Source organism: Kitasatospora sp. NPDC127121 (genome assembly GCF_042677305.1).
Taxonomy (GTDB): Bacteria; Actinomycetota; Actinomycetes; order Streptomycetales; family Streptomycetaceae; genus Kitasatospora.
Map to the genome: position 1 here is coordinate 56,799 of NZ_JBHXTQ010000036.1, position 9,337 is coordinate 66,135.

Here is a 9,337-nt window from a genome sequence, read left to right on the forward strand (position 1 = left end):
CCCGAGGGGACCACCACCGTGAACCGCACCGCCCACCACACCGCCTACGCCGTCCGCCGCCTGGCCGTCGCCGAGGCCCGCCTGTTCCTCCGCGACCCGCTGACCGCCTTCTTCGGCCTCGCCTTCCCCGTCGTGCTGTTCCTCGTCCTCGGCTCCGTCCCGGCCCTGCGCAAGACCTCGCCCGACATGCACGGCATGAGCACCATCCAGCTGTACGCGCCGATCCTGGCCGTCTTCACCCTGCTGCTGCTCGGCCTCAACGGCCTGCCCTCGCTGCTCGCCGCCTACCGCGAACGCGGCGTGCTGCGCCGGATGTCGGCCAGCCCCGTCCGCCCGGCGCTGCTGTTCGGCGCGCTGCTGCCGCTGTACCTGGGCGTCGCCGTCGTCTCGGTGCTGCTGGTGGTGGCGGCCGGGCCCCTGCTCGGGGTGTCGCTGCCGCGCCGGCCGCTGGGGTTCCTGCTGGCTTTCCTGCTGGCTGCCGCCGCGCTGCTGTCGATCGGCCTGCTGCTCGCCGCGGTCGTCCCGTCCGCCAAGGCCGGCAACGCGGTCGGCGCGCTGGCCTTCTTCCCGATGATGTTCTTCTCCGGGATCTGGCTGCCGCGCGAGTTCTCGCCGGCCCTGCTCAACCGGATCGGGGACTTCACCCCCAGCGGCGCCGCCGTCCAGACCTTGCAGGACGCCTGGTCCGGGCACTTCCCGCACGCCGTGGGCCTGCTCACACTCGCGGCGTACGCGGTGCTCGCGGGGGCCGCGGCTGCCAGGCTGTTCCGGTGGGAATGATCATGCGGCCGTCGGCCGACGAGAACGCGCTCGGCGACTGGCAGGACCGGCTGGACCGGTTGATCGGCCCGCTCTGCTACGTCGCCCTGCTGATCGCCACCGCCCTGGCCCTGCTGATCCCCGTCCCGAACGCGCGTTCCGCCGCCGTCGTCCTCCCGGCGGCGGCCGCCGCGTTCCTGTGGCTGGTCCTGCGCTCGGTGCTCGACCGCAGGCCGGGCCCGGACGGCCGCGCCCGGTACGCCGGCGCCCACTTCGCCGTCCTGCTGGCGCTGATCACCGTCCTGGTGCTGGACAACCCGATCTTCGGCTTCTTCGCCTTCACCGGCTACCTGCACGCCGCCCAGTACCTGCGGGGCCGGGCCCGGATGGCGGGTGCGGCCGTGGGCACCGTCCCCACCTCGCTCTCCCAGGTCGGCGGGGTCCTGCCCGACAGCCTGGCGAAGGTCGGCGGACTGCTGGCCGTCGTCGCCTTCAATCTGATGGTGGTCGGGCTGATGTTCGCGCTCAGCGAGGCGGCCGACCGGCTGAGCGCCCGCCGCAAGGCCGCCAACGCCGAACTCGCCGAGGCCAACCGGCTGCTCACCGAGACGCTCGCCGAGAACGCCGGACTGCACGCCCAACTCCTCGTCCAGGCCCGGGAGGCCGGGGCCGCGGACGAGCGCCGCCGGCTCGCCCGGGAGATCCACGACACCGTCGCCCAGGGCCTGGCCGGGATCGTCACCCAGCTCCAGGCCGCCGACCAGACCCGCGCCCAGGACGCCGCGGCCGCCGAGCGGCACCAGGCGAACGCGGCGGCCCTCGCCCGGGAGAGCCTGACCCAGGCCCGCCGGGCCGTCCACGCGCTGCGCCCGATCGAACTGGAGCGCGCCGCGCTGCCGGAGGCGCTGGCGGAGCTGGTCGAGCAGTGGCGGGAGCGCAACGACGCCGCCGCCGGGCTGACCGTCACCGGCGAGGCCCGCCCGCTGCACCCCGAGGTCGAGGTGACCCTGCTGCGGATCGCCCAGGAGTCGCTGGCCAACGCCGCCAAGTACGCGCGGGCCTCCCGGGTCGGCGTCACCCTCTCGTACATGCCCGGCCTGGTCACCCTGGACGTCCGGGACGACGGCGTCGGCTTCGACCCGGCCGCCGAGCCCGCCTCCCGGGCCGCCGGCGGCGGCTACGGCCTGGACGTGATGCGCCGCCGCGTGCAGCGCCTGGCCGGGCGGCTCGACCTGGAGACCGAACCGGGCGCCGGCACGACCGTGTCCGCGACCCTGCCGGCGATCAGCATGGAGGAGTAGCACCGTGAGCGACGCGACGACGATCAGACTGCTGTTGGTGGACGACCACCCGGTGGTGCGGGACGGGCTGCGCGGGATGTTCACCGCCGCCCCCGGCTTCGAGGTGGTCGGCGAGGCCGGGGACGGCGCCGAGGCGCTGGTCCTGGTCGCCGCGCTGCGCCCGGACGTGGTGCTGATGGACCTGCGGATGCCGCGGATGGACGGTGTCACCGCGATCCGCGAGATGGCCGAACGCGGCCTGCCCGGGCGGGTCCTGGTGCTCACCACCTACGACACCGACGCCGACGTGCTGCCCGCCGTCCGGGCCGGCGCCACCGGCTACCTGCTCAAGGACGCGGCCCGGGAGGAGCTGTTCCACGCCGTCCGGGAGGCCGCCCGCGGCGCCTCGGTGATCGCGCCGACCGTCGCCGCCAAGTTGCTCGGCCAGGTCCGCGCGCCCGTCCGGGAGCCGCTCAGTCCGCGCGAGCTGGAGGTGCTGGAACTGGTCGCGTCCGGGGCCACCAACCGGGAGGCCGCCGCCCGGCTGTTCATCAGCGAGGCCACCGTGAAGACCCATCTGATCCACGTCTACGCCAAGCTCGACGTCAAGGACCGCGCCTCCGCCGTCGCCGCCGCCTACAACCTGGGGCTGCTCACCCCGACCGGCCGGCCGTAAGACCGACCGGTCTAAGCTGGCCGGATGCTCGAACCCGCCCTGCTGCCGACCCCGCTGGTGGACTGCACCGACGAGGTGTTCGCGCGGGCCGGGGTGGAGCTGCGGCTCAAACGGGACGACCTGCTGCACCCGAGCGTCCCGGGCAACAAGTGGCGCAAGCTCGCGCCCAACCTGGCGGCCGCCGTCGCCCAGGGCCACACCCGGCTGCTGACCTTCGGCGGGGCGTACTCCACCCATCTGCGGGCGGTCGCGGCGGCCGCCGCGGCGCTCGGCCTGGAGAGCGTCGGGCTGGTCCGCGGCGAGGAGCTGGCCGACCGGCCGCGCAACTGGTCGCTGCGGGCGGCCGAACGGGCCGGGATGCGGCTGGAGTTCCTGACCCGCGCCGAGTACCGGGAGGCCACCGGCCGCGCCGCCGCCGGCACCACGGCCGGTCCGCAGGGGCGCTGGGGCCACTGCCTGGTGCTCCCGGAGGGCGGCTCCAACGCGCTGGCCGTGACCGGCGCGGCGGCGATCCCGGCCGAACTGCCCGACCTGGGCGGGCACGACGTGGTCTGCTGCCCGGTCGGTACCGGCGGCACCCTGGCGGGCATCGCGGCCGGCCTGCCGCCGGGCGCGCGGGCGCTCGGCGTGGCCGTGCTGCGCGGCGGCGAGGGCTACCTGGAGGGCGAGGTCACCCGGCTCCACCGGGCCGCCTACGGCCGGGAGTTCGACAACTGGCGGATCGACCACGCGCACCACGGCGGCGGCTACGGCAAGGTCCCGGCCGAACTGGCCGCCTTCGCCGAGCGGTTCGAAGCCCGCCACGGCATCCCGCTGGAACGCCGTTACGTGGCCAAGCTGCTGGCCGCGCTGACCGGCCTGGCCGCCGCCGGAGCCTTCCCCCGCGGCACCCGGCTCACCGCCGTCGTCACCGGCCTGCCCGACCCGGAGTAGACCCGGATCGGGCCGGAACGGCTCATCCGAAGGTCAGGTCGGCGCACGGGTCGGTGTCGGCGCCGCGGGTGTTCTCCGCTATGCCGGTGGGCACCCCGCTGGGCACCCCGCTCGGGTCGGCAGTGGCGGGGGCGGAGGACCTGGCGCCGGGGCCGCTGCCGACCGCGTCCAGCTTGGTGGCGGGGCTGGGCCGGTAGTCGCGGCCCAGGGTGACGGTGATGCCCTCGGAGCCCGGCTCCTCGACCGCGCGCGCCCCCGGGAAGAGCGCGGCCACCTGGTCGGCGGCGGCCTTCAGGGCCGGGTCGTAGCTGATCTCGGTCTGCATCCGTCCGCCGGCGGGCTTGCCGAGCGTGACGTTCTGGAAGCCCCGGGCCCGCAGCGCCTCCCCGCCGGAGGTGGACAGGCCGGGGGTGCCGACGCCGTTGACCACCAGCACGGGGGCCGCGGCCTGTTCGGGCGTGAGCGGTGCGGACGGGCCGGCCGAGGCTCCCGGGGTCGCGCCGTCGGGGCCGGGGGCGGTGGGGGAGGGCGCCGGGGTGTCGGTGCCGGAGGTGCTCTGGCCGTCCAGGGTGCGGTCCTCGCGCAGCAGCCGCCACAGCGTGTTGGCGTCCGGCTGGACGAGCTGGACGCGCTCGCCGGCGAAGCGCCAGGGCGCGGTCACGAAGGTGATGTCGGACAGCTTGATGTCCTGGAGCGAGCGGGCGAAGTCCACCAGCTTCATCGCGGTGCCCAGCCCCTCGTCCACGGTGAGCGAGCGGGTGGCCGCGTCGGCGAGCGGGAGCAGCGTGGGCAGGGAGAAGCCCTGGCCCTGCACCTTCTTGATCATCGAGGAGACGAAGGCCTGCTGGCGCTTCATCCGCCCGATGTCGGAGTTGTCGCCGAAGCCGTAGCGGGCCCGCAGGTAGTCCACGGCGGGCTGGCCGGAGAGCTTCTGCATGCCCTTGCGGAGGTGTATGCCGTGCGAGTCGACGTTGTTGGGGACGCAGACGTCCACGCCGTTGATGGCGTCGGCCATCGCGGCGGCGCCCTTGAAGTCGACCACGATGGTGTGGTCGATCCGCAGCCCGGTGAGCGTCTCGACGGTGTTCTGCGTGCAGGCCGGGTTGCCCTTGGGGAACTCGCCGATGGTGAAGGCCGAGTTGAACATCTGGTTGTTCCGGGGCGTGGTCCAGGTGCCGCTCGGCAGCTTGCAGGACGGGATGGTGACCAGGGTGTCCCGGGGTATGGAGACGCCGACGGCGTGCTTGTGGTCGGCGTAGACGTGCACCAGCATCGCGGTGTCGGAGTGGCCGACGCCCTCGTCGCCGCCGCCGATCGCGCTGTTGCCGTCGTCGCGGGTGTCCGAGCCGAGCACCAGGATGTTCACCGGCAGTTGGGCGCCGGGGGTGACCGGGGCGGGCGCGGGCGGGCGCTCGGTGGCGACGCCGCCCGGGTCGAAGGTGGTGATGTTGTTGTCCAGCCGGTGGTAGAACCAGGCCCCGGCGCCCACGACGGACAGCACCAGGACGGCGGCCAGGCCGATGGCTGTCCGCAGGTAGCGGCGCCTGCGCGTGCTGCTGCCCATCCTCCGTGTCCCCCCGTCTTTCCGTCTCTCGTGTTCGATGTTCGAACATTAGACGTTTCGACGGGCTGTTCGGTTACCTCTGCCGGCGGCCCGGATTTCGCTCCGGGGCTGTGATGCTGATCACGCCCCGGATGCTGGTCACGCTCCGGGGTCGGCGGCGCCGGTGAGCATCCGGCGGAGCAGGTCGCGCAGGACGGCCCGCTCGTCGTGGCCGAGGGCGGCCAGCGGCTCGCGGGCGAAGTTCAGCGATTCGCGCAGTTCCTCGGAGGCGGTGGCGCCGGTGCCGGTGGCGGCGACCAGCTTGACCCGGCGGTCCTGCCGGTCGGCCTCCCGGGTGACGAAGCCGCGGGCTTCGAGCCGGTCGACGATGCCGGTGATGTTGGACGGCTCGCAGCTGAGCGTCTGGGCGATCTGGCGCATCGGCATGGGGCCGCGGCGCAGCAGGGCGAGCACCTTGGCCTGGGCGCCGGTGAGCGAGCGGGCGGCGGCCGCCTCCTCGTACTCGCGATGGAACAGCGCGACCAGGTTGGCCATCAGATCGACGACCTCGCGGGTGATCTCGTCGGACTGCGGCGTGGCGGTCCGGGTCGACTGGGTGTCCATGTCCGAGAGTCTACCTGAAAAGTTGACAACATGAACCTTTCATGCCCATCGTTACTTCAGTAGCTCAACCTTTCATGCATCGGAACCACCTAAGGAGCGCCTCCCATGGCAGAGCAGGCCGCACCCGCGACCGCCCGTGAATGGCACCTCGCCGCCCGACCCCAGGGCTGGCCGGTGCCGACCGACTTCGCCCTGGTCGAGGCCCCGGTCCGGACCCCGGGCCCGGGCGAGATCCTGGTCCGCAACGCCTTCCTCTCGGTGGACCCGTACATGCGGGGCCGGATGAACGACGTGAAGTCCTACGCCCCGCCGTTCCGGCTCGGCGAGGCCATGGAGGGCGGCGCGGTCGGCTACGTGGTCGCCTCCGGGGCCGAGGGCTTCGCCCCGGGCGACGCCGTGCTGCACGGCCTCGGCTGGCGCGAGTACGCCACCCTGGACGCCCGCCACGCGGTCAAGGTCGACCCGGCCGCCGCCCCGCTCTCCGCCTACCTCGGCGTGCTCGGCATGCCCGGCCTGACCGCCTACGCCGGGCTGCTCGCCGTCGGCGGCCTCAAGAAGGGCGACAAGGTCTTCGTCTCCGGCGCGGCCGGCGCGGTCGGCAGCATGGTCGGCCAGATCGCCAAGCTCAAGGGCGCCTCGCTGGTGGTCGGTTCGGCCGGCTCGGCGGAGAAGGTCGCCAAGCTGGTGGACGTCTACGGCTACGACGCCGCCTTCAACTACAAGGACGCCCCGGTCCACGAGCAGCTGGCGCAGGCCGCCCCCGACGGCATCGACCTCTACTTCGACAACGTCGGCGGGGACCACCTGGAGGCCGCGATCGGCGCGCTCACCGTGCACGGCCGCGCCGTGCTCTGCGGCGCGATCGCCCAGTACAACGACACCACCGCCCCCGCCGCCCCGCGCAATCTGGCGCTCGCGATCGGCAAGCGGCTGCGCCTGGAGGGCATGCTGGTCAGCGACCACGCGGCGCTGCAGTCGCAGTTCGTCGCCGACGTGGCCGGCTGGCTGACGTCCGGCGAACTGCGCCACGAGGAGACCGTGGTGGACGGCTTCGAGCGCACCGCGGACGCCTTCCTCGACCTGCTGCGCGGCGTCAACACCGGCAAGATGGTGGTCCGCCTGGACGGCTGACCCTCCGTCAGCTCGCCGACCGCCCCGCCGCCCCCGCCGGGCGCGCGGGGCGGTTTGCGTACGGGCGCAGGGGAATCGGTCGCACTACCGCATTCCGGCCGGATCCGAAAGTGCGTCATCCACGGTGCGGGGCGGCGCGGTACGGTGGGTCCCGCCTGGCGATGGGGCCGTTCGGGGGAGAGATCCGGCCGAGGGGTAGACCTCGTTGAGGATTCGACTAGCATTGAGCGAAAGCCTGTCCGTTTTGCTCAATTTAGTAGCTTAATGTCGGCTAACGTGGGTAACTGTGGATCAACTGCAGGCACGAGGCAGCTGGGGAAGGCGACCCTCGTCCACAGCCTGGAGGTCCCGGTGACGACACGTGGAGTTCTCTACATCCACTCCGCGCCCCGCGCGCTGTGCCCGCACGTCGAGTGGGCCGTCGCGGGGGTGCTGGGTGTACGGGTGAGCCTGGACTGGATCCGCCAGCCGGCCTCGCCCGGACACTGGCGTGCCGAGCTTTCCTGGCAAGGGGAGCCCGGTACGGCCTCGAAGGTCGCCTCCGCGCTGCGCGGTTGGCAGCTGATGCGGTACGAGGTCACCAGTGAGCCCTGCGCCACAGCGGAGGGGGAGCGGTACAGCAGCACGCCCTCGCTCGGCATCTTCCACGCCGTCACGGGCATCCACGGCGACATCCTGATCCCCGAGGACCGGCTGCGCGCCGTCCTGCTGCGGGCCCGCAGCGAGGGGGCCGACCTGGAGGCCGAGATCTCCCGGCTGCTGGGCAAGCCCTGGGACGACGAGCTGGAGCCGTTCCGCTACGCGGGTGAGGGGGCACCGGTGCGCTGGCTGCACCAGGTGGTCTGAGCCGGCGGGCGCACCACGCACGAGAGGGGCCGGCGAGCGCCGGCCCCTCTCGTGCGCTCGGACCCGGTGCGTACCGGGTCGGTGTGCGGACTAGCGGGAGCGGAAGGCCAGCACCACGTTGTGGCCGCCGAAGCCGAACGAGTTGTTCAGCGCCGCGATCCGGCCCTCGGGTAGCGGGCGGGCCTCGCCGCGCACGATGTCCGCGTCCACGTCGTCGTCCAGCTCGTCGACGTTGATGGTCGGCGGGGCGATCCGGTGGTACAGGGCCAGCACGGTGGCGACGGTCTCGATGCCGCCGGCGCCGCCCAGCAGGTGGCCGGTCATCGACTTGGTGGCCGAGATGGCGATGTGGTCGAGGTCGTCGCCGAGCTCCTTGCGCAGCGCCTTCAGCTCGGCGGTGTCACCCTGCGGGGTCGAGGTGGCGTGCGCGTTGACGTGCACGATCTCGGCCTTGTCCAGGGTGTTGCGGTCGAACAGGTCGGCCAGCGCGCGGGCCACGCCGGCGCCGGTCGGCTCGGGCTGGGCGATGTGGTGGGCGTCCGAGGACAGGCCCTGGCCCACGGCCTCGCAGTAGATCCGGGCGCCGCGCGCCTCGGCGTGCTCGACCGACTCCAGCACGACCACGCCGGCGCCCTCGCCCAGCACGAAGCCGTCCCGGCCCTTGTCGTACGGGCGGGAGGCGCCCTCGGGGTCGTCGTTGTTCTTGGACATCGCCATCATGTTGGCGAACGCGGCGATCGGCAGCGGGTGGATCGCCGCCTCGGTGCCGCCGGCCACCACGACGTCGGCGCGGCCGGTGCGGATCATCTCGATCGCGTAGCCGATCGCCTCGGCGCCGGAGGCGCAGGCGGAGACGGGGGTGTGCACACCCGCGCGGGCGCCGACCTCCAGACCGACGTTGGCCGCCGGGGAGTTGGGCATCAGCATCGGGACGGTGTGCGGGGAGACCTTGCGGGCGCCCTTCTCCTTCAGCACGTCGTACTGGTCGAGCAGGGTGGTCACGCCGCCGATGCCGGAGGCGATGACGGTGCCGAGGCGCTCGGGGGCGAGCTTGGAGGAGTCGTCGGTGGCCGGCGTCTCGTAGCCGGCGTCGGCCCAGGCCTCACGGGCGGCGATCAGCGCGAACTGGGCCGAGCGGTCCAGCTTGCGGGCCAGCGGCCGGGGGAGGATCTCGCCCGGCTCGACGGCCGTGCGGGCGGCGATCTTGACGGGCAGCTCGGCGGCCCACTCCTCGGTCAGGGCCGCCACTCCGGAGCGTCCTGCGACCAGGTTCTCCCAGGTGGTGGCGGCGTCGCCGCCCAGCGGCGTGAAGGCGCCGATACCCGTGACGACCACGGTACGGTTTTCAGCGGTCACTGGTTCTTCTTCTCTCACGATCGTGGGGTCGGCGGCGAGCCGAGGAAGGGCCCGGCCGGGCGCCCGGTGGGGCGTCCCGGCCGGCGGGGGGGGCCCGGGGCGGGGGGGCCGGCCGGCGCGGCACCCCGGCGCGGGCGGGCGTAACCCCGGGCGGCGGGGGGGGTGGAAAGGGGGGGAAGGGCAGCGGGG

At 73.7% G+C, this 9,337-nt stretch carries 9 protein-coding genes; 6 read left to right on the plus strand and 3 right to left on the minus strand.

All coding sequences use genetic code 11. From position 1 onward, the window contains the following. Positions 1-18: 18 nt before the first annotated feature. From ACFVHI_RS19490 to ACFVHI_RS19505, 4 genes are read left to right on the plus strand one after another with little or no spacing between them, the layout of a single operon-like run. A complete protein-coding gene (locus ACFVHI_RS19490) occupies positions 19-780 on the plus strand; it encodes an ABC transporter permease (protein ID WP_380341006.1) in 762 nt (253 codons plus the stop codon). After that, positions 777-2,060, plus strand: a complete 1,284-nt coding sequence (locus ACFVHI_RS19495; protein ID WP_380341032.1) for a sensor histidine kinase — start codon at positions 777-779, stop codon at positions 2,058-2,060. Before ACFVHI_RS19490 ends, ACFVHI_RS19495 begins: the two co-directional genes overlap by 4 nt. A 4-nt stretch (positions 2,061-2,064) precedes the next feature. Next, entirely contained in the window at positions 2,065-2,715 is a 651-nt protein-coding gene (locus ACFVHI_RS19500; RefSeq protein ID WP_208869068.1) for a response regulator transcription factor, read from the plus strand. 24 nt (positions 2,716-2,739) lie between these two features. Then, the gene (locus ACFVHI_RS19505; protein ID WP_380341009.1) at positions 2,740-3,648 is read left to right on the plus strand and encodes a 1-aminocyclopropane-1-carboxylate deaminase/D-cysteine desulfhydrase; all 909 of its coding nucleotides are present in this window, start codon (positions 2,740-2,742) and stop codon (positions 3,646-3,648) included. Positions 3,649-3,670: 22 nt separating this feature from the next. Here the strand turns inward: ACFVHI_RS19505 and ACFVHI_RS19510 are convergent, their stop codons facing one another. Next, positions 3,671-5,212 carry an LCP family protein gene (locus ACFVHI_RS19510; protein ID WP_380341012.1) on the minus strand — a complete coding sequence of 514 codons (1,542 nt, stop codon included), beginning with the start codon at positions 5,210-5,212 and terminating at the stop codon, positions 3,671-3,673. A gap of 138 nt (positions 5,213-5,350) precedes the next feature. Next, positions 5,351-5,815, minus strand: coding sequence for a MarR family winged helix-turn-helix transcriptional regulator (locus ACFVHI_RS19515; protein WP_380341014.1), 465 nt, complete (start codon positions 5,813-5,815; stop codon positions 5,351-5,353). 105 nt (positions 5,816-5,920) lie between these two features. Between ACFVHI_RS19515 and ACFVHI_RS19520 the strand changes: the two genes are divergently transcribed. Together ACFVHI_RS19520 and ACFVHI_RS19525 are read left to right on the plus strand one after the other, a co-directional pair. After that, on the plus strand, positions 5,921-6,946 hold the full coding sequence (locus ACFVHI_RS19520; protein WP_063347463.1) for an NADP-dependent oxidoreductase: 1,026 nt from the start codon (positions 5,921-5,923) through the stop codon (positions 6,944-6,946). Positions 6,947-7,297: 351 nt separating this feature from the next. Next, entirely contained in the window at positions 7,298-7,792 is a 495-nt protein-coding gene (locus ACFVHI_RS19525; RefSeq protein ID WP_063347462.1) for a DUF3145 domain-containing protein, read from the plus strand. A 90-nt stretch (positions 7,793-7,882) separates the two neighbouring features. Here ACFVHI_RS19525 and fabF read toward each other — a convergent pair whose 3' ends face one another. Next, entirely contained in the window at positions 7,883-9,148 is a 1,266-nt protein-coding gene (fabF, locus tag ACFVHI_RS19530; protein WP_063347461.1) for a beta-ketoacyl-ACP synthase II, read from the minus strand. Positions 9,149-9,337 lie beyond the last annotated feature (189 nt).